This window comes from Pseudomonas sp. AC532 (assembly GCF_979258965.1).
The window spans coordinates 2950846-2971649 of sequence record NZ_OZ409888.1; the positions used below are offsets into that span (position 1 = coordinate 2950846).

The following is a 20804-nucleotide window of genomic DNA, read 5'->3' on the forward strand; positions in this document are numbered from 1 at the left end:
AACCCAAGACAAGCACAACGGTGATTCTCATGCGTATCGTCAGTACCTCTCCGTCGTTTGCACAGTACTCCCGGCAACCCCTGGACCTCCTGGCCGAGCATGGCATCGAGCACCTCAGGCTAGCCGCCGACCTCGACGAGCAGGCCTTCATCGAACAGGCCCACGGCGCCGAGGCCGCCATCGTCGCGTTCACCCCCATCACGGCACGTGTACTCGACGCGCTGCCCACGCTTCGCCTGGTCTGCAAGCATGGCGTCGGGGTGGACAATATCGATATCGAAGCCGCCCGAGCGCGCGGCGTTCGAGTCTGCAACGTACCGGGCGCCAACCGCCACGCGGTGGCGGACTTCACCTTCGCCCTGTTGCTGGCACTGGCCCGGCAGATCCCCTATGCAGATCGCCTCACCCGCGCTGGCCAATGGCCTCGGCTGTTCGGCACGGCGGTACACGGCAAGACCCTGGGAATCGTCGGGTTTGGCAACATCGGCCGCGAAGTGGCGCGGCGTGCCAAGGGCTTCGCCATGCCAGTGCTGGCCTACGACCCCTACCCAGCGGCCGATCTGGCGCGAGAGCTGGAGGTCGACTTGTGCACACTCGACGAACTGTGCAGCCGCAGCGACTTCATCAGCCTGCATGTCGGCCTCGATGCCAGCACCCATCACCTCATCAACGCCCGCACCCTGGCCCGGATGAAACCGACGGCCATGCTGATCAACGCTGCCAGGGGCGGCATCGTCGACGAGCAGGCGCTGATCGCGGCCCTGCGCGCTGGCCGGCTGGCCGGCGCCGCACTGGATGCCTTCGAACAAGAGCCGCTCTATACCAGCGAACTGCTCGGCCTCGATACCGTGATCGCCACCTCGCATATCGCCGGCTACACGGAAGAGGCCCTCACCGCCCTGAGCCTTACCTGCGTCGAGAACGTCATCCGCTTCGCCGGCGGCGACACCCTGATGCATGTCGTTAACGACTGAGCCGCCCCCTAAACCCTTTGTCAGAAGGTCATTCCATGTCGACGATAACAACAAAAAACGATCGCGAAAAAACCGGCCAAGCCGACCCCTCACTCTTGAAAGACCCCTACGCGCTGGACCCTGAAGACGTATTGGATCCACCGACAAACTGGGCCGGTCGGCTACGCTACCTTGGCCCAGGGATCGTTATCTCGGCCGCGGTGATCGGCTCCGGCGAGTTGATCACCACCACAGCCCTTGGCGCGAAAGCTGGGTTCGTGCTGCTCTGGCTGGTCATCATCAGTACCGCGGTCAAGGTATGGATACAGCTTGAGCTTGCGCAATGGGCGATCCTCAATGGCAAACCGGCGCTGCAGGGCTTTAGCCAGATCGGGCCGAAATGCTGTGGCATAGGCTGGATCAATGCCCTGTGGATCCTGATGGATTTCGCCAAGGTATTGCAGCGTGGCGGCATCATCGGCGGTACCGTAGCGGCCCTGAGCATTCTCTATCCAGTCATCGGCGAGCCACTGGGCACCCCTTCTCTGGTGTTCTGGACGATTCTGCTCGTCGCGGGTGTCATCACACTCCTTTACACCAATCGTTATGGCCTGCTCGAACGAGCGGCGTTCATCTCCGTCGTGATCTTTACCCTGATCACCGTCGGGCTGGCCCTTGGGCTCCCGCTCACGCCGTTCGCTTATAGCGGTTCCATGCTGATCGATGGGCTGAGCTTCGCCATTCCGGCCGGCACGCTCGGCTTTGCCGTGGCAATGTTCGGCATCACCGGGGTCGGCGCCGATGAAATGACCACCTACACCTACTGGTGCATCGAAAAGGGCTACGCGCGCTGGACGGGCCCCAATGACGGCAGCGAAGAACGGGCCAAGCGAGCTGAAGGCTGGATCAAGGTGATGCGCACCGACGTATTGATCTCGTGGGTTATCTGCACGCTCTGCACCATGGCGTTCTACGTCATCGGCGCGGCGGTCCTGCACCCGCAGGGCCTGGTTCCCCAGGGCAACCAGATGATCGTGACACTCGGCCGAATCTATACCGACATACTGGGGCCCTGGGCGCACTGGTTGTTCCTGGTTGGCGCGATCACCACGCTTGGCTCGACCTTGATCGCTTCGACCGCCAGTGTGCCGCGCCTATGGGCCAACACCCTCGGCCTGCTAGGGGTAATCGACTGGCACAACCTGGCACAGCGCCAGCGAGCCATTCGCATCATGACGGTACTCTTCCCGATCATCTGGGGCCTGGGTTTTCTGGTGATCCAATCTCCTGTCCTGATGGTTCAGATCGGCGGTGTCGCCAGCGGCATCTTCCTGATAGCCGTGGTCATCGCCGTCTGGTGCCTCAGAAGCCGCGAAGTGCCAGAGCGGTTCAAGCGCCACACGTTCTTCAACGTTGCGCTGCTGCTCAGCAGCGTGGCCATTGTCGCATTGGGGCTGTATTCGACCGCCAGCGTGCTGGGCTGGAGCATCAGCTAGGGGCGCTCTGCCGGCGTCGGTTGCTGCACGAACCGGCGCCTTGAGGTAAATGGTAAAGTGCGTTGCGCTACTCGCTGAAGGACAGCCATGAAAGTCGCCAGACGCCGCCAGGCCATTCTCGAACTCGTGCTCTCGAACAACGGCAACATCAACGTCGAGACCCTGTGCAATTCCCTTGGGGTCTCCGAGGCGACGGTTCGCCGCGACCTCTCCTCGCTCGCCGCGCAGGGAATGATCATGCGCACCTATGGCGGCGCTGCGCATATTGGCAAACATGCTCCGGAACCCTCACTGGAAGAACGCAGCAGTCATTCGAGCCTGGAGAAGCAGCGCATCGCCCGCGCCGCGCTGGCGCACGTGCAGGACAACGATACGGTGTTGCTTGACAGCGGCACGTCGACTGCCAGCCTGGCCCGCCTGCTACGCGAACGCAGTGGCCTGCACGTGATTACCAATAACCTGCTGGCACTGGAAGCGCTGCACGAGCTCCCGCAGGGCCGGGTTACGGTACTCGGCGGCGACCTGCGCCCCGGCAGCATGGCCACCTTCGGTCCCGCAGCGATGGCCATGCTCGAACGTCTGAGTGCCGACAAGGTGTTCGTCAGCGCCGATGGCGTGGTCGCCGGGCGCGGCCTGTGCGAAGCGAGCGCCAGCCAGGCCTATCTCAAGGAGCTCATGATCCGTCAGGCGGCAGAGGTGTTCGTACTCGCCGATGCCAGCAAGCTGGGCCGCGATCAGCAGCAGTACTGGACGCCTCTGAACACCCGCTGGACGCTGATTACCACCGGCAGTGCCGAACAGCTGGCCGATTTCGACCACGACCCGCGGGTGATTCAACAGCGGCTGTAGGCCGCTGCTCTAGGCATTGAATTACTGACGCGGCCGCAACGCGCCGCAGTCGGCCGACACCCAGCGCGCCTCCGACTCCATGCTGCCCAATGAAGGCGGCTTCAGTTCGACGCTACCTGTGGCACTGGGCGCCAAGGACGACGCGAGCAGCGTAACCCGCAGCGGTATCAGCGCGGCCGCCATCGAGATCCGTGGCGACATCGGCCAGCAGGCGCTCACCGGCTCGACCGCCGAGCAGACCGTAGCTTCGCTCAATCGCGACGTATCGACTGATCGCGATACTTCGAATGCGCTCAAGCCGATCTTCGATGAAGAGGAGATGCGGGCAGGCTTCGAGATCGCAGGCGCCTTTACTCGAGAGGTAGGGACGTTCCTAGACAATAAGGCCAAGGAGTCCACCGCAGCCCAGCAAGAGCTTGATCAAGAGCGCGAAAAGCCGGTTGATCAACAGAATCTTGCGCTTATTCAGCACCTCACGCAGACGCTGAAAGACAACTAGGCCTGGGAGTTTGGTGGCACAAATCGAGCCGTGTTGATGGCCTTGACCGCTGCAGCAGGCGGGAACATATCCGGTAGTGGTGTCGATATGCTCCAGGCAGCGACTGTCAATTACATGCAGGGATTGGCGACGCAAGAGGTCAAGATAATTGCTGACCGACTCGACTCTGAAGTCGCACGTACTGCGCTGCATGCTGTAGTGGCATGTGCTGGAGCCGCGGCACAGCGCGCCGATTGTGGAAGCGGCGCATTGGGCGCGGCCTCCAGCGTCGTCATCAACAACCTGGTGGAGCAGATAACCAATCAGGCTGGAGGGTCACTGACGCCAGCGGAAAAAGAAGCCCGCAAAAATATCGTCAGCTCTTTGATTACAGGCGTGACCGCCGCATCGGGCGGCGAAGCTGGCATCGCAAATACTGCGGCGCAAATTGAAGCAGAGAATAATGCGTTCTGGGTTCCCGTCATCATTGGTGCTGCCTGGCTGATCGATAAAGGCATGACCGCCTATGACGCCTACCAGGATATCCAGGCACTTCGTTCTGGGGAGAAGACGCTGGAGGCGTTGATCGCAGAGAAATCAGAGGACTACGTGACACAAGTCCTCGTCGGCAATGCTGGTAAGTACGGTTTGAAGATCGTTCGCCATGGCGGCGATTGGGTCGTGAAGAAGCTCGGCGACAAGGCAAGATTCCAGGTTATACGTGGCACCATCACCAGGATACGGGCAGGACGCAGCTGGTACCTGAAGCCATTCATGACGGCGCACGGCATGTCGGCTGGGAATCCATGAGCAAGGGGCAATGAAATGAGCACATAGGTCGATGTTCGACTCTTACTACGGTGACGGTAATTCCGCTGCTATTGCTGCAGTCGAACAGCAGTTGGGCAGACCTTTTCCTAACAGCTACAAGGACGTCGTCAAGCGTTTCAATGGTGCCTTTATCGTTGATAGACCCTATTTCAGGTACTTCAGTCGCCTGCACGGAGAAGAGGTGGAATCCGGAACGGGTATGTTCCTGGCTTTTGGCGATATCGAGGGCTGCACGGAGACGATGGAGATCAAGCTACGATTGCCACCGGAGGGGTTAGTGCCGGGCCTGGTGATTTTTTCGGCGCTGGGCAACGGTGATGCGCTGTGCTTTGACTATCGAGAGTGCCCACCCGGTGAAGAACCGCCGGTTGTGATTTGGCACCACGAGGGAGTGCCCGGTAGCGAGGAAGAGGTCTCACCTGTTGCCTCCACGTTCGCGGCACTGCTTGATCGGTTGTATGAAGACTGAGCAATACATACACGTCCTGCATACGGCATATTCAGGAAAAGGCCGATTAGGTTTTCTCGACTGGCCGCGGTCTTTCCCTGAGAAATCCCTTACCAGAGCGTTCCAACTCACCTGCTGCGTGTTAATTACAGGGATAGGCTGTGTCGTACCCGGTCAAATGCATAGTGACATCCTTCACCCTCTGCCCGGCGCTGGTGGGCGTGTTCATATTTGGGTATTTCTGCACGCTTGAATTGATGGCCCGAACCACCAGCATGAGCGTCGTGGAAACCGTGGTGGGTACGTTCTGGTTCGGCATTCTTTCAGCCGTGACGAGTCTGGTTTTCTATGGCATCCCAGCGTTCGGCCTGGCAATGCTTTACGCATACTTCCAGCTTCACCGATGCGTTCTGCACATGCTGATCGTTTGCCTGGCTGGTGGTACGGGCGCACTCGTATGGGGTGAGGTGCTGCCGATGGAAACCCATCATGCCGGTAACTTCTGCCTGGGCGCAGTGACGTCATTGCTGATGGCGCTCTATGCGCTGCCGAGACAGAAGCCAGGCAGCCAGGATCTCATGACCGCACCCTAGCGAGCCGCTTCCTGATCCTGCTGGTGAACGCCGGCTGAGCACCAACTACAGCTGAGAGCGCCCTCGAACATGGCACTCAGAGCCGATCCACATCGACAGCAGGCTAATTTAACCTCAAGGCTGACGCGGCTTCAGCGCGCCGCAGTCGGCCGACACCCAGCGCGCCTCCGACTCCATGCTGCCCTGCTGGCGGCCAGCGCCGCTGTCGAATTCGCCACTGACCGTCGACGTGAACGATTTGTCGTCGAGGAAATGCGCCTCGCCCTGCCCGCGGCCCTGGGGGCAGGTGAAATTGAATACCCAGCGATCATTGTCACGCGAGGTGATCTGCTGGCTGCAGTTGGGGTCCTGCAGGGGAATGTTCTGGGCATCCACCTGGGCCTGGCTGATGCAGTACTGCACGCCCTTGTCGCCCAACTGGATACCTTGCTGGGCCATCGCCCGCTCCATCATCTCGCGCTGCGCCTGGGGCAGGCTCTTGAACTGCTGCAGCATCACATCGCTGCTCGGCAGGGCCTTGCCACCGAGTTGCATGTTCTTCGAGGTAATTTCCCAGAGGCCGGGCTGAATCTGCTGCTCGGCGCTGGCCATCCACGGCAGCAGCAACAGGCAGAAGGGCAGGAACTTCAAACTAGGCATCGGCATGTAAGACTCCATCCAGTGACCGCGACTTGGCTCGCCCTGTTTTCGACCACGCGCTGCCCTGGATGTCTCGACTGAATCCCGCCGTCAGGCTCCCGCTTCCTGGTGATACAGCTGCAACCCGCGAGCCTGATAATTGGCCAGCGCGCTGGGGTGATCGAAGGTGCAAGTGTGCACCCAGACCCGCCGCGTCCCCGGCCAGGCCCAGGCGGACTGCAGCGCGTGGGTCAGCAGCGGGCCACCGAAGCCCTGGCCGAAGAACGCTTCGACCAGGCCAAAATAGAGGATTTCCACCGCACCGTCGGCATCGCGCTGCAGTTCGTAATAACCGGCGATGGCGCCCTGGTGATAGGCCACCCAGGTGCGGTGCTCGTTGCGCTCGATCGCTTCGCGCCATTGCGCGTCCGACCACGCCAGCTTGTCCGTCCATTCCCAGGGCCCACCCACCAACTGGTACAGAAAACGGTTGAGCTGGAACTGCTTGATTCGGCACTCGACCACCTGTAACTCGTCCGGCATCGGCTTGCCGCGTACCTGCTCGGGGCTGTGCATTTCCAGGTAGTAGGTGATGTCGCCGTCCTGCTCGTTCATGCCGTCATCCATCGCGTCGGTAAGGGCCGCCTGGCCCGGGGCAAAGAGCGTAGGCTAATGACCGGCGATGGATTCGGCAATCCGCGCGGGGCCTGTAGTCCCGTTACGCCGACTTCATATCTGCTGTAACGCCTATCGACCTGTGCGGCAAATGCCTTGCCGAAGTGGTGCGTTCCTATGCCTGGTAAGGATGGTGCTCGACCCAGTGGCGGGCGATGTCGGCTCGGCGCGCCACCCAGACGCGATCATGGGCTTCGATGTAATCGAGGAAACGTTGCAGCGCTCGGAAACGCCCAGGGCGACCGATCAGGCGCGCGTGCAGACCAACCGACATCATTTTCGGCGCCGTTTCGCCCTCGGCGTAAAGCACGTCGAAAGTGTCTCTCAGGTAGGCGAGGAACTGGTCACCACTATTGAATCCGCCCGGGCTGGAGAAGCGCATGTCGTTGGCGTCAAGGGTATAAGGGACGATCAGGTGGGGCTGACGGCTACCATCGCGGGTCTGCACGGTGCTCCATAGCGGCAGGTCGTCGCCGTAATAATCGCTGTCGTAGAGAAAGCCACCATGCTCGACCACCAGGCGCCGCGTGTTGGGACTGTCTCGGCCGGTGTACCAGCCGAGCGGTGCGGCACCGGTGAGGCGAGTGATCAGTTCGACCGCACGCTGCAGGTGTTCGCGCTCCAGATCGGCCGACACGTTCTGGTAATGCAGCCAGCGCCAACCGTGACTGGCGATCTCGTGTTTACGTGCGACCAACGCCTGGGTGATTTCCGGGCAGCGCTCCAGGGCCATGGCGACGGCAAAGGCGGTAAGCGGCAGGTCGCGGCGCTGGAATTCATCGAGGATGCGCCACACACCCGCACGGGAGCCGTATTCGTACATCGACTCCATGCTCATGTGGCGATCGGCAAAGCTCTGCGCACCGACGATTTCGGAGAGAAATGTTTCGCTCTGCTGGTCCCCGTGCAACACGCAGCTCTCGCTGCCTTCCTCGATGTTGAGCACGAACTGGACAGCGATTCGCGCATTCCCCGGCCATTTTGGCTGAGGAGGGTTGCCTGCGTATCCGCGTAGATCCCGGGGATAGTGTGGAGTCGGCTGGAGCATGGACGATTTTCTTCCTTATGCAGCTTTAGCCGTGACAGGCCGGAGGGTAACCGGCAGTAAGGCGCACCGCTGCCCGGGGCGATCTCTGCCAGGCGGGCATCCGCCTAGCGCTTTTAGTGAGGCTGCGCGAAGACGACCGGGCGAAGGCCGTCCAGGTGTCCGTGGGCAAGCGTTTCGCGGGCCGCGCCGAACAGCCTGTGCGAGCGGCACAGCCCTGCTACACCGCCTTTTCGCGCGGCCAGGCATAGCTCAGGCTCTTGCTGCTGCCCAGGCGCAACTGCACCAACGCCTCGACCCACTTCAGCGCCACCTGCACCCCATCGACTACCGGCACGCCAAGATCCTCCTGGAGGCGCTGCGCCCACTGGCTCATGCCAGCGCAGCCCATCACCAGGCATTCGCTGCGGTCATCGCGCAGGATCTGCCGGCCCAGATCGCGCAGGCGCAGGTAATGGGCAGGGTCACGCTCCAACTCCAGCACCGGAATATCCGCCGCATGGATATTCGCGCAACGCCGCTGCAGGCCATAGCTGTGCATGTTGCGCTCGATGATATGGATCGAGCGCGGCAGGCTGGTGAGGATCGAGTAGCGTACGCTCAGCATGCTCGCCGCGTGCATGGCCGCTTCGCCGATACCCAGCACCGGGCCACCGGCCAACTCACGGGCGGCGTCCAGGCCGGTGTCGTCGAAACAGGCGATCACGAAGCCTTGCACGCCTTCTTCCTGAGCTTGGCGCATCGCCCCCAGCAGGTGATAGGCCGCGCACACGCCATCGGCCGCGCCCTCGATACCCGCCACCGAGCCGGGCAGATGAATCACGCTCAACAGCGTATCCGCGGCCTTGATGCCCTGACAGGTTGCCTCCAGTAAATGGGCCATACCCGCCGAGCCATTGGGGTTGATCACGCGAATTTTCATATGGGTTTTCTCATACGCTGGCTAAAACTCATCAACAGCAGCACCAGACCAATCAGCGCCAGGGAAAACAGTGTGGTCAGTGTGCCCAGCGCATAGAGCACCGGCGTGGTGACGTTGGTGGTCATGCCGAAGATCTCCAGGGGCAGGCTATTGAAGCTGCCGGAGACCATCAGGGTGCGGGCGAACTCGTCGTAGGACAGGGTGAAGCCGAACAACGCCACCCCGAACAGGCTTGGGGCAATCAACGGCAGAACGATCAGCCGTACCGTTTGCCAGGCGCTCGCGCCAAGGTCGCGGGCAGCCATTTCGTAGGCGCGGTTGAAGCGGTTGAACACGGCGAACATGATCAGCAGGCCGAACGGCAGCGTCCAGGTCAGGTGCGCGCCAAAGGCCGAGCTGTACCAGATCGGCTCCCAGCCGAGGCGATCGAACATCAGGCCTATGCCCAGGCTGACCAGAATCGACGGAATGATGAGGCTCGCCAACGTCAGGTAGAACAATGCCTGGCTGCCAGCAAATGGCCGTCGGTACGCGAACCCGGCGAGCACCGAGAAGACCAGAGTGCAGGCCATCACCGCGATGCCGAGGAGAATCGAACGGCTGAATGCGCCAGCGAAGTCGCCCACCTGCTGGGCCTGGAACAGGTTGTGAAGCCAGTGCAGCGACACGCCGTTCATGGGAAAGGTCAGCCCGCCGTCCGGCCCCTGGAACGAGAGAATGCCGATGGTCAGGGTCGGCCCGTAGAGAAACAGCACGAACAGGCCAAAGAACAGGCTCAGGCAATAGAAGCTCAATGGTCGCGCCGTAGATTTCATGTCATAGCTCCTTACGGATATCCACCAGGCGGAACATCACCACCAGCATCAGCAGCACCGTGGCCAGCAGCACCACGGCACTGGCCGCAGCCGCCGGGTACTGCAGCAAGCTGATTTCGTTGTGGATCAGCACGCCGACCGAGGCATGCAGGCCGCCGCCCATGATGCGCACGGTGACGAAGTCGCCCATCACCAAGGTCAATACGAAAATGCTGCCGATGAGGATGCCCGATTTGCACAGCGGCACGATCACCAACAGGAGGATCTGCCAGGTCTGCGCCCCGGCGTCCCGCGCAGCCTCGATCAGGCGGCGGTCGATACGCATCATGGTGTTGAAGATCGGCACCACCATGAACAGGGTGTACAGGTGCACATAGGCCAGAACGATGGAGAAGTCGCTGTACAGCAGAAACTCCAGCGGCTGGTCGATCAACCCGGCGCCGATCAGGCTGCTGTTGACCAGACCATTGCGCCCCAGCAGCGGTATCCAGGAAATCATGCGGATGACGTTGGAGGTGAAGAACGGGATGGTGCACAGCAGGAACAGCAAGGTTTGCACCTTGTTGCTGCGAATGTGGAAGGCCAGGTAGTAGGCCACGGTGAAGCCCAGCACCAGGGTGATCAGCCAGGTCACCAGGGCATACTTGAAGGTATTCAGGTAGGCCTGCAAGGTCGTCGGCGATGACAGCAGGTACTGGTAGTTGCCGAAGATGAAGTCCGGGATCAACTGGTAGGAGTCGTAGTCCCAGAAGCTCACCACCACGATCACCGTAATGGGGAAGACCAGGAACAGCAGCAGGGTCAGCGCCAGCGGCAGGGCTTGCAGGTGGCTGATGTTGGCGAGTCCGGTGCGCATATCGAATCCAGGCTGCGGAAAAGTGGGATGTCGCAGGTGCAGCGGTGGATGAAACAACGTCATCCACCGCTACGGCCGGCTCAGGAAACGATGAATTCGTTCCACTTGCGGATCATGTGGCGGTTCTCGTCCATCACCGAGTTCCAGCAGGCCACGCTGCCCATGCGCTGCTCATAGGAGCCGCCATCACGCACCGCGCCGGCCTTTTCCATGACCTTGCCGTCCGGGCTGAGAATGTCGCTCTGGGCAGCCTTGCCCTCCATCCAGAAGCCCCATTCATCGGCGCTCATGTACTGCCTGGAGGTCTCCGGCGCGGCGCTGTAGTAGCCCTGGCGGTTGAGGTAGGCACCGACCCAGCCCGACAGGTACCAGTCGATGTACTCATAGGCCGCATCCAGCTCCAGACCGCTGAGGTGCTTGGCCAGGCCAATGCCGCCGCCCCAGGCGCGATAGCCCTCCTCCAACGGCTGGTAGGTGCAGGCCACACCGCGGCTGCGTACGGCGGCCACGGCCGGTGACCACATGGACTGGATCACCACCTCACCGGAGGCCATCAGGTTCACCGACTCATCGAAGCTCTTCCAGAAGGCGCGGAACTGGCCGTCTTTCTTCGCCTGCATGAGAATGGCGATGGTCTTGTCGATCTCGGCCTGGGTCATGTTGCCCTTGTCGCCGTAGGTGATATCACCCATGGATTCGCAGATCATTGCCGCGTCCATGATGCCGATGGACGGGATGTTGAGGATCGAGGTCTTGCCCTTGAAGGCCGGGTCCATGATGTCGCGCCAGTTCTTGATCGGGCGCCCGACCAGATCCGGGCGAATGCCCAGGGTGTCGGCGTTGTAGATGGTTGGCACCAGGGTCATCCAGCGGGTGGGCTCACTGGCGAACTTCAGTGAATCGGCGCTTTCGACAAAGCCAACGGTGTGCGGCGCAGTACCTTGGGCAATCACTGAATCGGCGTTCAGTTTGCCGGTGATGAACAGCGGCGAGATCTTGTCGAAATTCTTCAGGCGCTGGGTATCCATGGCCTGCATGGTGCCGGACGGGTACACCTTCTTGCCGATCCAGTACTCGATGTCGGCGATGTCGAAGGAGCGTGGCTGAGTCACTGCCCGCTGCGCCACCGCATCGGAGTCCAGCGCGGTGAGTTGCAGGGTGATACCCAGGTCTTCCTTCGCCTTCATGGCGATGTCGTTGAGGTTGGACACCCCGGTGCCGAACTGGCGCAAGGTGATGTTCTTGATGTTCTGTGCCCAGATCATCGGAAAACCGGTGATCGCGCCGGAACCTACCGCCACCGCCGAGGCCACCCCCAGACCCTTGATCAGGCTGCGCCTGGACAGCCCCTTGGCGGATTCCACCTGCGGGGTGTCGGCGGGGAGTTGCGGGGTGCTGTCGTCGTGCTCGCTCATCAGTGAACCTCCTTGGTCGGGTTGGCGTGTTGTGGGAGGAACAGGTTGAGGTGCGTGGCATCCCAGGCCAGGGTGACCTCGGCGCCCACCTCGGGTACCTGACGCTGGCGGTCGGCCAGGTAAACCATCAGCGGCGTAGCGCTGGCGGTTTGGCATTCGACATAGATGAAGGCGCCCTGGAACTCGACATCGCAGACCCTTGCCGGCAGGCCAAACTGACCTGCCGGCAGAACGCTGCCAGGCGGCAGGATGTCCAGGTGATCGCAGCGCACCGAGAACGCCAGCGGCGTGCCCACGGCGGCCTCGGCATAGCCGTCGCCCAGTTGTGCCAGGCTGAGGCTGCCCTGCCCGATACCTTCGACACTGAGCACCACGCAATCAGCCTCACGCTTAATCAGCTCGCCGCGCATCAGGCTGTGGCCGCCGATGAATTGCGCGACAAAAGGAGTGGCCGGCCGCTCGAACAATTCCCGTGGCGGCGCTACCTGCTGAATCTTGCCACCGTCCATCACCACCGCCAGGTCGGCCAGGGCGAAGGCTTCCTCCTGGGAGTGGGTGACGTGAATGAAGGTCAGCCCCAATTGCTTCTGGATCGCCTTGAGCTCCTTGCGCATGCGAATCCGCAAGAACGGGTCGAGAGCGGACAACGGCTCGTCGAGCAGCACCACATCCGGCTGGGTAATCAACGCACGGGCCAGCGCCACGCGCTGCTGCTGACCACCGGAAAGCTGCTCGGGGTAACTCTCGGCGTAGTCCTGCATGTTCACCAGCGCCAGCAGCTCGCGGGCCTTGGCGTGGCGCTCGGCCTTGGCCATGCCAGCGATGCGCAAGCCAAAGGCGACGTTGTCCAGGCAGCTCATGTGCGGGAACAACGCGTAGTTCTGAAACATCATCGCAGTACCGCGCTGGGTCGGCGAAAAATCGGTGACGTTGCGGTTATCCATGAGGATATCGCCCTCGCTCACCTCTTCGTGCCCGGCCAGCATGCGCAAGGTGGTGCTCTTGCCGCAGCCGCTGGGGCCGAGCAGACAGCAGTAGCTGCCACTGGGTATTTTCAGGTGGATGTCACTGACCGCCACCCGCGCGCCGTAGGCCTTGTGCACCGCCACCAGCTCGACCTGACCCTTACCAGACATGTTTGCCGCCTAAAATTGCTAACAATTACAAATTTAGTGTTAGCAATCGTTGTGCCATGCATTCATGCATCACCTATAAAACGGGCCATAATTTTTGCTTTTCGGCGTATCCGGCTGAAAATCGGATAGTTTTTCTGTTAGCCAAAATATACCTGCTAAGGTCTTTTTTCTGGTAAATAACCGCCTAACCGCACAACAATAGAGCAACCCGACAAAGCTGTGCACCAGTTGGTACACACCCTCTCTTTGCCAGTGTAATTGTTAACAATTACACTGCACGCTAGCGTCAGCCGCCCTGGCTTCCCCCGTAAAAGAGCATCGCCCATGGCCAGTCACGTCATTCTTGAAGTGCAACGCATCTATAACGCGATCTACGACGCCATCGTCGAGCAGCGTCTGCCACCCGGCACACGCCTGACCGAACTCAATCTGGTCGAGGTGTTCCAGGCCAATCGCAATCATATCCGCAGCGCCCTGCGCGACCTGGCTCACCTCAAGCTGGTGCGCCTGGAAATGAACCGCGGCGCCTTTGTCGAAGAGCCCACGCCGCAACAGGCCCGCGAAGTGTTCGCCGCCCGCCGGGTGATCGAAAAGGCGCTGATAGAGGAAGCCTGCAAGCGCATGCAAGCCGCTGACCGGCGCGCCATCGAAGCGCACCTGCAAGCTGAACTGGCTCTTGGTCATGAGCCGGCAAAACCCGAGTTCATACGCCTGTCGGGTGACTTCCATCGTTTGCTGGCGCGTATCGCCGGCAACAGCACGCTGGGCGAAATGCTCGAAGGCCTGATCGCTCGTAGCTCGTTGATCATCGCCCTGTACGAGAACCACCGCGGCATCCAGTGCTCGCACAACGAGCACGAGGCACTGGCCGCAGCGCTGCTGGACGGCAATGTTCAACAGGCGACGCGGTGCATGGAGGACCACCTGCTGAGTATCGAACAGCGTTTGCGTCTGGCCCCGCCGGAAAGCGATGAGGTTGATCTGTTCAAGGTGTTTACCAGCCGTCCGGCTTGACGCTTCGCTCCTGGGGACGCTCTGTATTGCGCCTCCGGAAACCCGTCGATGACACGTCCCAAGGTTGGCCGGCTGAAACAATGGGTAACCCGAAACTCCAGCTGTAGCCCCTTTGGACCCTGATCACCGCTAACCGGACACCTTAGAATCGTCAGGCTCCTACCCTACCGGATATCGACTGACGCCCGCATGAACGCCCCCCTATCCTCCTCAAGTAACACCTGGCGCCTGAAACTGGCCGCCGTAATGGACGGCATCCTGGTGCAGCGCCTGGTCACCGCGCTGATTCTGATCAACGCTGCCATCCTTGGCTTGCTGACCTCGGCGGATATCGTTCGCGAATGGGGCTGGCTGCTGTTGCCCGTGGACATCTTCATCCTCACGGTGTTCGTGATCGAGCTGGCGTTGCGCTTCGCGGCGCGGGGCATCGGCCTGCTGCGTGATCCCTGGGCAGTATTCGATTGCCTGGTGGTGGGAATCGCACTGGTGCCGGCGAGCGGCCCGTTCAGTGTGTTGCGGGCACTACGCGTCCTGCGCGTGTTGCGTCTGGTGTCGATCAACCCGAGCATGCGCAAGGTGGTGCAGGCGCTGCTCGCCTCGCTGCCAGGCATGGGCAGTATCGTGATGCTGATGGGGCTGCTGTTCTACGTCGCCGCGGTGATGGCGACCCAGCTGTTCGGACAGGACTTTCCCGAGTGGTTCGGCAACATCGGCGCCAGCCTCTACACCCTGTTCCAGGTGATGACGCTGGAGAGCTGGTCCATGGGGATCGTGCGGCCGGTGATGGAGCAGTACCCGCTGGCCTGGGTGTTCTTCGTGCCCTACATCCTCATCGCCACCTTCATGATGCTCAACCTGTTCATCGCGGTGATCGTCAACGCCATGCAAGATGCACAAGGGCCGGATCCCGAGGTTGCAGCGCGGGCGGAGCGTGAGGAGATGATTCTTCAGGAGCTGAAGGCCTTGCGGGCGGAGTTGAGTGAGATGCGGCGGGGTCGGTAAGCAGGCTGGCGCAGATTGGGGAAAGTAGCTTCGAGTGGAAACCGGCATTGCGCGATCCATTGTGGAAGCGGGCGGGGACGCCTAGTCCATGCCCGCGATTGTTTCGCGCGCATGGCGCGCTCCTACAGGATTAGGTCATGGCTGCAATTACTTTCAGGATCGAGGATCAGCCAACTCACAACTCCAAAGCTCCACTGCCGGCTGGCTGGCCCTTGGCGGGCCTAGCCAGTGGCTCATGGGCTGGCAACCGTTGATGTCGCAGATCTGGTAGTCGCCGGCCTCGGGTGTGCGGCCGACGCGCAGGGGCTGTAAAGGCGGTATCTGGCGCTGGTAATGCCAGGCGCCGTCTCGCAGCACGGCGCCATCCGGAATCTCCATGCCAGCACCGCTCCCCCGCACCCGCGCCTCGCCGAGCAGCAGCCCGTCCGGCGTGACGCGGTAATCCTCTTCCCAGCGGATCTTCTCGATCGTGTGGTTCCAGGCGAGGGTGAAGGACGGCATGGGCAATTGTGCCCATACCGCCCCGGCCAAGCCCAGGCACAGACCGATCACGCCGTGGCCGCAGCAACGCGGCGTGCGCGCCACAGGTGCTGGGCGATCAGCAGGATGCCCAGCGCATAGCCGATTTCGTCAGTGATCGGCAGCGCCAGAATCAGCGCGACACCCGCGCCAAATGCCCAGATACGCTCCCACCAGGCCAGACGCATGTTCAGGTAGCCGACCACCGCCATGCCCCACAGCCCGACCGCGAAGACGGTCTTGGCGAACATGTACAAGGTCGCGCCCCAGCTGTCGCCCTGCATCATCAGGGCCGGGTCGTAGACCGCCATGAACGGCACCACGAAACCGGCAGCGGCGATACGTACCGCCCACAGGCTGATCTTGAAGCCGTTCTCCTTGGCGATCGGTGCGGCGGCGAAGCAGGCCAGCGCCACCGGCGGCGTCAGGTCGGCCATCAGGCCGAAATAGAACACGAACATGTGCGAGACGATCAGCGGCACGCCCAGGTCCAGCAGCGCCGGCGCAGCAATCGCGCTGGTGATGATGTAGTTGGGAATGGTCGGGATGCCCATGCCGAGAATCAGGCAGGTGATCATCGTCAGCACCAGCGACAGAAACAGGTTGTTCTGGCCGATGGCGAGGATGTAGCCGGCGAAGGTGGTGGCGATCCCGGTCAACGAGACCACACCGATAATCACCCCCACCAGGGCGCAAGCGATACCAACCGGAATCGCGTGGCGCGCCCCTTCCGCCAGTGCGTGCACGCAGGCCTGCAGGGTTTCACGGCCACCCTTGATGAACCAGCACACCACCACCAGCGCGCCGATTACCCCGAACACCACGCCGATCCCCAACTGGAAGAAACCCGCGCAGAGAATGCCCAGGGCCACCCAGAACACCATGCGCATGATTTTCGACGACACCTTGAGGATGATCGCCGAACCCAGAATCACGATCGCGGTAAGCGCAAGGCCAACCGTGCCGGAGAACATCGGCGTACGCCCGGAAAACAGCAGGTACACAAGCACCAGCAGCGGAATCAGCAGGAACCAGCGCTGCTTGACCGCCGCCCAGGCGCTGGGGCACTGGTCTTTCGGCAGGCCGCGCAGGTTGGCGCTCTTGGCCTCCAGGTGCACCATCCAGAACACCGAGCCGAAATACAGCAGCGCGGGAATCAGCGCCGCCTTGGCCACTTCCACGTAGGGCACGTTGATGGTTTCCGCCATGATGAATGCCACAGCGCCCATTACCGGCGGCATGATCTGGCTGCCCATGCTCGACGTCGCCTCTACCGCACCCGCGAATGCCGGCCGGTAACCGAAGCGCTTCATCAACGGAATGGTGAATTGCCCGGTGGTCACCACGTTGGCCACGCCGGAGCCGGTGATGGTGCCCATGAGGGCAGACGACGCCACCGACACCTTGGCGGGCCCACCCAGCTTGTGGCCGAACAGGCCCATGGCGAAATCGGTGAACAGCTTGATCATCCCGGCCTGCTCGAGAAAGGCGCCGAACAGGATGAACAGGAAAATGTAGGTCGCCGACACGTAGGTAGGCGTGCCGTAGAAGCCCTCGGTACCGAACGACAGCTGGTTGATGATCTGATCGAACCCGTAGCCACGGTGCGCCAGATCGCCCGGCAGGTACTCACCGAACAGGCCGTACAGAAGGAACAATCCGCAGATCAGCGGCAGGGCGATGCCCATCACTCGCCGAGCGGCTTCGAAGATCAGCACCGTCAGGCCGATGCCCACCACCATGTCTAAGGAGCTCAGGTCACCGGAGCGCTGGATCAGGTCGGCTTCGAAATACCACTGATAGGCGAACGTGGCCATGCCCGCGAGGCCCAGCAACCAGGCCAGCGGCTGCCAGGGACGGCCGGTGCCGCGTGCCGGGTAACAGAGGAAGACCATCAGCAACAGGAAGCCGATGTGCCCGGCGCGCAGTACCTGGCTGGACACCGGGTGAAAGGCCGCCGTGATGATCTGGTACGTGGAGAACAGCAAGGCGGTGTAGAACAGCGCCTTCGGCCATTCGCTCGGGCTGGCGTTCAGCCCCTGGTGTTCGCTCATGAGAGTCGTGCCTCACGCAAGAGGGATACAGTTTCGTAGGGTGGGCGGGGCCGGCGCTGGTTAGCGGCGCCGTTGCACGCGTTTTCGACCGCTCCCAAATGAAGCGTCGCGTAACCCACCATGGGCGCAATGCCGACTACCGCCTGGAGGGTCATGCGGCGCGACACCCGTTGCGCGACCTGAAGGCGTGCAACTCGGCGTCGCCAACCCACCCGGCGGATCGTGCTTACTTCAGAACGCCGGCTTCCTTGTAGAAGCGCTCGGCGCCGGGGTGCAGCGGAATCGGCAGGCCATCGGTGGCAGTTTCCAGCTTGATGTCAGCGGCCGCCGAGTGCGAGTTGACCAGGCGCGGCAGGTTGTCGAACATCAGTTTGGTCATCTGGTAGGCGACTTCGTCATCGACGCCCTCATGGCTGACCAGAATGTTGATGATGGCTGCGGTGGGGACGTCCTGATCCTGACCGTCATAAGTGCCAGCCGGGATCACGCGCGCCTGATAGGCGCTGCTGCCGATCTTGGTGACCACCTCTTCGGGGATCGCCACGAAGGTGATCGGTACCATCGATGCGAGGTCACGGATGGCGGCCATGCCCAGGCCCGAGGACTGCAGGGTAGCGTCCAGCTGGCGGTTCTTGATCAGCTCGACGGACTCGGCGTAAGGCATGAACTCGACGCGGCGCATGTCCTTGTAGCTAAGCCCGGCAGCCTTGAAGATCGCCCGTGCGTTGAGCTCGGTGCCGGACTTCGGGGCACCGACGGAGATGCGCTTGCCCTTGAGGTCTTCCAGGGTCTTGATCCCTGATTCCTTGCTGGCGACGATCTGAATGTAGTTCGGGTAGGTGGCGGCAATCGCACGGATTTTTTTCAGCGGCGTTTTGAAGCCAGCTTCCTCGACGCCGTTCCAGGCGTCGTCCACCGAGTCGCCCAGAGCAAACGCCAGCTCACCGCGGCCTGCCTGCAGCAGGTTGAGGTTTTCCACCGAGGCCTTGGTCGCCTGCACCGAAGCTTTCGAGCCTTCGATACCGTTGCCGTAAACCTGCGAAAGCGCGACGCCAATCGGGTAGTACACCCCGCTGGTGCCACCGGTCAGAACGTTGATGAAGGTTGGTGCCGCGAATACCGCAGTGCTGGCGGTAATGGCAGCAGCGGCGGCGAGAAGGCTGAAACGCTTGGTCAGTCGCATGGAGTTTCTCCGTGATTATTCTTGTCAGAGAGCCGGCTCGGCAGCGGTGACCACGGGGACGGAGAGTGCCGCACCAACTGGGCAGCGGGCGGGTAGAACCCGCAGGGCGTGACGCCTCTTGTCCATATTGTGGCCACCAGCCAAAGAGAACCGGTTGCCTTTACAACAATGCAGGTGCCATGCCAGTAAAGCAGAACCTCGCGCTAGAGCGCTGGCGTAATCCGAGGGTTGATAAAATCAGCGGAACACCGCCGACCGGGCTCGGCCGACCGGCAAGATTCCGCTCATGAAAGCAGACAATTAGCTCACCTGCCCCGACAACGATCGCTACCCTATAGCGGGCGCGCTGCTGGCAACGTGTATCGAGGTGCGGCTGACCATCGGAGGTCCCGGTAGCAGTCACCACGGCGGCGGAGGAACCTCGCTGGCCCTGATGATCGCGGGGGCGGTCAGTGGCCTTGATCGCCGCGCCGGGAGCCGGCATGTCGAGGCGGACGGGCGTTCAATCGTCGTCGCTGCTACCGGCAGGCCGATAGGAACTGCGCTGCAGGCCATGACGCTGCATTTTTTCGTTCAGGGTGCGGCGCGGCAGCTGCAGCAGTTCCATGGCCTGCAAAATGCTGCCACGGCAACGCAGCAGGGCATTGTGCAGGCACTGCGCCTCGAAGGCTTCCATCTGCTGCGCCAGGGACTGCTCTGCGTCCTCGTGATGGGCACCGCTCAGGCCCAGGGCATGGCGCTCGGCAGCATTGATCAGCTCGCGCACGTTACCGGGCCAGCCGTTGCCCAGCAGGTTGGCCAGCTCGGCCGGGGTCAGTGGCTCCAGGCTGCGACCGTGGCGCTGTGCAGCCTCTTCGGCGAAGTGCTCGAAGAGCAGCGAAATATCCTCACGCCGCTCGCGCAGCGGCGGAATCTGCAAGGTGGCGACGTTCAGCCGATAGAGCAAGTCCTCGCGGAAACGCCCGGCGCGCACTTCGTCGAGCAGGTCCGGCTTCACCGCGCTGATCACCCGTAAATCGACGCGAATACTGCGGTTGGAGCCGAGCCGCTCCAGGGTCTTTTCCTGCAGTACGCGCAGCAGCTTGACCTGTTGCGCCAAGGGCAGGCTTTCCACCTCGTCGAGAAACAGGGTGCCGCCGTCGGCATGCTCGATGCGGCCGATGCGCTTGCTCTGCGCACCCGTAAAGGCGCCACTCTCGTGGCCGAACAGCTCGCTTTCGAACAGGTGCTCGGGAATTGCCGCGCAGTTGAGCGCCACGAACGGTTTGTCGGCGCGCTCGCTGAAGTCGTGCAGGCAGCGCGCCACACGTTCCTTCCCGGAGCCGGTCTCGCCACGAATCAGCACGTTCACCGACGTACTGGCAAGGTCGAGAATCTGTCGCCGCAGGCGTTCCATTGGCCGCGAGACGCCAAGCAGCTGCGCGGCGATGCCCTCCTGCACGCCGAACTGCTGGCGCAGAGCGCGGTTCTCGCAGATAAGCTGGCGCTTCTCCAGCGCACGCCGCACCACATCGAGCAGACGATCCGGCGTAAAGGGTTTCTCGATGAAGTCATAGGCGCCCTGCTGGAGCGCCTGCACGGCCATCGGTACGTCACCGTGCCCGGTAATCATGATTACCGGCAGATCACGATCACAGGCGACTACCTTGCCCAGCAGCTGCAACCCATCCATGCCGGGCATGCGCACATCGCTGATCAGCACGCCGGGAAAATCCGCGTGTACCAGCGCCAGCGCCTCGGCTGCAGTGGCGCACGCCTGCACGCTGAAACCCGACAGTTCCAACCACTGCTGCGCCGCCTCGCGGATCGCTGCTTCATCATCGACGATGATTACCTGACCGGCCATGTCACCTCCTTTTTACCGCGCAGTGTAGCGCCTGACCTGTGCAGCGCAGCCGACTG

The 20804-nt window shown here is 61.9% G+C and carries 21 protein-coding genes; 9 read left to right on the forward strand and 12 right to left on the reverse strand.

What is annotated here, in order from left to right; genetic code table 11:
* Positions 1 to 29 precede the first annotated feature (29 nt).
* The 7 genes from ACZ0AV_RS13900 to ACZ0AV_RS13930 all read left to right on the forward strand — a co-directional run bounded on the left by ACZ0AV_RS13900 (position 30) and on the right by ACZ0AV_RS13930 (position 5648).
* On the forward strand, positions 30 to 974 hold the full coding sequence (locus tag ACZ0AV_RS13900; RefSeq protein ID WP_499151569.1) for a phosphoglycerate dehydrogenase: 945 nt from the start codon (positions 30 to 32) through the stop codon (positions 972 to 974).
* A 95-nt stretch (positions 975 to 1069) separates the two neighbouring features.
* Positions 1070 to 2449, forward strand: a complete 1380-nt coding sequence (locus ACZ0AV_RS13905; protein ID WP_499151570.1) for an Nramp family divalent metal transporter — start codon at positions 1070 to 1072, stop codon at positions 2447 to 2449.
* 87 nt (positions 2450 to 2536) lie between these two features.
* Positions 2537 to 3298 carry a DeoR/GlpR family DNA-binding transcription regulator gene (locus tag ACZ0AV_RS13910; protein WP_499151571.1) on the forward strand — a complete coding sequence of 254 codons (762 nt, stop codon included), beginning with the start codon at positions 2537 to 2539 and terminating at the stop codon, positions 3296 to 3298.
* Positions 3299 to 3377: 79 nt separating this feature from the next.
* Positions 3378 to 3797, forward strand: a complete 420-nt coding sequence (locus ACZ0AV_RS13915) for a hypothetical protein (protein ID WP_499151572.1) — start codon at positions 3378 to 3380, stop codon at positions 3795 to 3797.
* A gap of 653 nt (positions 3798 to 4450) precedes the next feature.
* Positions 4451 to 4600 carry an HNH endonuclease gene (locus ACZ0AV_RS13920; RefSeq protein WP_499151573.1) on the forward strand — a complete coding sequence of 50 codons (150 nt, stop codon included), beginning with the start codon at positions 4451 to 4453 and terminating at the stop codon, positions 4598 to 4600.
* Between the two features lie 17 nt (positions 4601 to 4617).
* Entirely contained in the window at positions 4618 to 5076 is a 459-nt protein-coding gene (locus tag ACZ0AV_RS13925) for an SMI1/KNR4 family protein (RefSeq protein ID WP_499151574.1), read from the forward strand.
* Positions 5077 to 5216: 140 nt separating this feature from the next.
* A complete protein-coding gene (locus tag ACZ0AV_RS13930) occupies positions 5217 to 5648 on the forward strand; it encodes a hypothetical protein (RefSeq protein ID WP_499151575.1) in 432 nt (143 codons plus the stop codon).
* 114 nt (positions 5649 to 5762) lie between these two features.
* Here ACZ0AV_RS13930 and ACZ0AV_RS13935 read toward each other — a convergent pair whose 3' ends face one another.
* The 8 genes from ACZ0AV_RS13935 to ACZ0AV_RS13970 form a co-directional block, all read right to left on the reverse strand.
* Positions 5763 to 6293, reverse strand: a complete 531-nt coding sequence (locus ACZ0AV_RS13935; protein WP_499151576.1) for a DUF3617 domain-containing protein — start codon at positions 6291 to 6293, stop codon at positions 5763 to 5765.
* 84 nt (positions 6294 to 6377) lie between these two features.
* A complete protein-coding gene (locus ACZ0AV_RS13940; RefSeq protein ID WP_499151577.1) occupies positions 6378 to 6881 on the reverse strand; it encodes a GNAT family N-acetyltransferase in 504 nt (167 codons plus the stop codon).
* A 175-nt stretch (positions 6882 to 7056) separates the two neighbouring features.
* On the reverse strand, positions 7057 to 7989 hold the full coding sequence (puuE, locus tag ACZ0AV_RS13945) for an allantoinase PuuE (protein WP_499151578.1): 933 nt from the start codon (positions 7987 to 7989) through the stop codon (positions 7057 to 7059).
* 217 nt (positions 7990 to 8206) lie between these two features.
* Positions 8207 to 8908: an aspartate/glutamate racemase family protein gene (locus tag ACZ0AV_RS13950; protein ID WP_499151579.1), complete on the reverse strand. Its 702-nt coding sequence runs from the start codon at positions 8906 to 8908 to the stop codon at positions 8207 to 8209.
* On the reverse strand, positions 8905 to 9723 hold the full coding sequence (locus ACZ0AV_RS13955; RefSeq protein ID WP_499151580.1) for an ABC transporter permease: 819 nt from the start codon (positions 9721 to 9723) through the stop codon (positions 8905 to 8907). Before ACZ0AV_RS13955 ends, ACZ0AV_RS13950 begins: the two co-directional genes overlap by 4 nt.
* Before the next feature lies 1 nt (position 9724).
* The gene (locus tag ACZ0AV_RS13960; protein WP_499153366.1) at positions 9725 to 10558 is read right to left on the reverse strand and encodes an ABC transporter permease; all 834 of its coding nucleotides are present in this window, start codon (positions 10556 to 10558) and stop codon (positions 9725 to 9727) included.
* A 101-nt stretch (positions 10559 to 10659) separates the two neighbouring features.
* Positions 10660 to 11994 (reverse strand): ABC transporter substrate-binding protein, encoded by a 1335-nt coding sequence (locus ACZ0AV_RS13965; RefSeq protein WP_499151581.1) that lies wholly within the window; start codon positions 11992 to 11994, stop codon positions 10660 to 10662.
* A complete protein-coding gene (locus ACZ0AV_RS13970) occupies positions 11994 to 13130 on the reverse strand; it encodes an ABC transporter ATP-binding protein (protein WP_499151582.1) in 1137 nt (378 codons plus the stop codon). The genes ACZ0AV_RS13965 and ACZ0AV_RS13970 overlap by 1 nt, the downstream gene beginning before the upstream one ends.
* Positions 13131 to 13454: 324 nt before the next feature.
* Here ACZ0AV_RS13970 and ACZ0AV_RS13975 point away from each other — a divergent pair, with 324 nt between their 5' ends.
* Both ACZ0AV_RS13975 and ACZ0AV_RS13980 read left to right on the forward strand, forming a co-directional pair.
* Positions 13455 to 14144: a GntR family transcriptional regulator gene (locus ACZ0AV_RS13975; RefSeq protein ID WP_499151583.1), complete on the forward strand. Its 690-nt coding sequence runs from the start codon at positions 13455 to 13457 to the stop codon at positions 14142 to 14144.
* A 189-nt stretch (positions 14145 to 14333) separates the two neighbouring features.
* A complete protein-coding gene (locus tag ACZ0AV_RS13980; protein WP_499151584.1) occupies positions 14334 to 15146 on the forward strand; it encodes an ion transporter in 813 nt (270 codons plus the stop codon).
* 153 nt (positions 15147 to 15299) lie between these two features.
* Here the strand turns inward: ACZ0AV_RS13980 and ACZ0AV_RS13985 are convergent, their stop codons facing one another.
* The 4 genes from ACZ0AV_RS13985 to ACZ0AV_RS14000 form a co-directional block, all read right to left on the reverse strand.
* Positions 15300 to 15698, reverse strand: coding sequence for a DUF1850 domain-containing protein (locus tag ACZ0AV_RS13985; protein ID WP_499151585.1), 399 nt, complete (start codon positions 15696 to 15698; stop codon positions 15300 to 15302).
* On the reverse strand, positions 15695 to 17719 hold the full coding sequence (locus ACZ0AV_RS13990) for a TRAP transporter permease (protein ID WP_499151586.1): 2025 nt from the start codon (positions 17717 to 17719) through the stop codon (positions 15695 to 15697). The genes ACZ0AV_RS13985 and ACZ0AV_RS13990 overlap by 4 nt, the downstream gene beginning before the upstream one ends.
* A 226-nt stretch (positions 17720 to 17945) precedes the next feature.
* Positions 17946 to 18902 (reverse strand): TAXI family TRAP transporter solute-binding subunit, encoded by a 957-nt coding sequence (locus ACZ0AV_RS13995; RefSeq protein WP_499151587.1) that lies wholly within the window; start codon positions 18900 to 18902, stop codon positions 17946 to 17948.
* Between the two features lie 502 nt (positions 18903 to 19404).
* Positions 19405 to 20748 carry a sigma-54-dependent transcriptional regulator gene (locus tag ACZ0AV_RS14000; RefSeq protein ID WP_499151588.1) on the reverse strand — a complete coding sequence of 448 codons (1344 nt, stop codon included), beginning with the start codon at positions 20746 to 20748 and terminating at the stop codon, positions 19405 to 19407.
* Positions 20749 to 20804: the final 56 nt, after the last annotated feature.

Excerpts from the sequence above, each read along its gene's own strand:
- ACZ0AV_RS13900 (WP_499151569.1), top strand. The coding sequence starts at position 30 with ATGCGTATCGTCAGTACCTCTCCGTCGTTTGCACAGTACTCCCGGCAA.
- ACZ0AV_RS13910 (WP_499151571.1), top strand. The coding sequence starts at position 2,537 with ATGAAAGTCGCCAGACGCCGCCAGGCCATTCTCGAACTCGTGCTCTCG.
- ACZ0AV_RS13915 (WP_499151572.1), top strand. The coding sequence starts at position 3,378 with ATGCTGCCCAATGAAGGCGGCTTCAGTTCGACGCTACCTGTGGCACTG.
- ACZ0AV_RS13925 (WP_499151574.1), top strand. The coding sequence starts at position 4,618 with ATGTTCGACTCTTACTACGGTGACGGTAATTCCGCTGCTATTGCTGCA.
- ACZ0AV_RS13935 (WP_499151576.1), bottom strand. The coding sequence starts at position 6,293 with ATGCCGATGCCTAGTTTGAAGTTCCTGCCCTTCTGCCTGTTGCTGCTG.
- ACZ0AV_RS13940 (WP_499151577.1), bottom strand. The coding sequence starts at position 6,881 with ATGAACGAGCAGGACGGCGACATCACCTACTACCTGGAAATGCACAGC.
- puuE (WP_499151578.1), bottom strand. The coding sequence starts at position 7,989 with ATGCTCCAGCCGACTCCACACTATCCCCGGGATCTACGCGGATACGCA.
- ACZ0AV_RS13950 (WP_499151579.1), bottom strand. The coding sequence starts at position 8,908 with ATGAAAATTCGCGTGATCAACCCCAATGGCTCGGCGGGTATGGCCCAT.
- ACZ0AV_RS13955 (WP_499151580.1), bottom strand. The coding sequence starts at position 9,723 with ATGAAATCTACGGCGCGACCATTGAGCTTCTATTGCCTGAGCCTGTTC.
- ACZ0AV_RS13965 (WP_499151581.1), bottom strand. The coding sequence starts at position 11,994 with ATGAGCGAGCACGACGACAGCACCCCGCAACTCCCCGCCGACACCCCG.
- ACZ0AV_RS13970 (WP_499151582.1), bottom strand. The coding sequence starts at position 13,130 with ATGTCTGGTAAGGGTCAGGTCGAGCTGGTGGCGGTGCACAAGGCCTAC.
- ACZ0AV_RS13975 (WP_499151583.1), top strand. The coding sequence starts at position 13,455 with ATGGCCAGTCACGTCATTCTTGAAGTGCAACGCATCTATAACGCGATC.
- ACZ0AV_RS13980 (WP_499151584.1), top strand. The coding sequence starts at position 14,334 with ATGAACGCCCCCCTATCCTCCTCAAGTAACACCTGGCGCCTGAAACTG.
- ACZ0AV_RS13990 (WP_499151586.1), bottom strand. The coding sequence starts at position 17,719 with ATGAGCGAACACCAGGGGCTGAACGCCAGCCCGAGCGAATGGCCGAAG.
- ACZ0AV_RS13995 (WP_499151587.1), bottom strand. The coding sequence starts at position 18,902 with ATGCGACTGACCAAGCGTTTCAGCCTTCTCGCCGCCGCTGCTGCCATT.
- ACZ0AV_RS14000 (WP_499151588.1), bottom strand. The coding sequence starts at position 20,748 with ATGGCCGGTCAGGTAATCATCGTCGATGATGAAGCAGCGATCCGCGAG.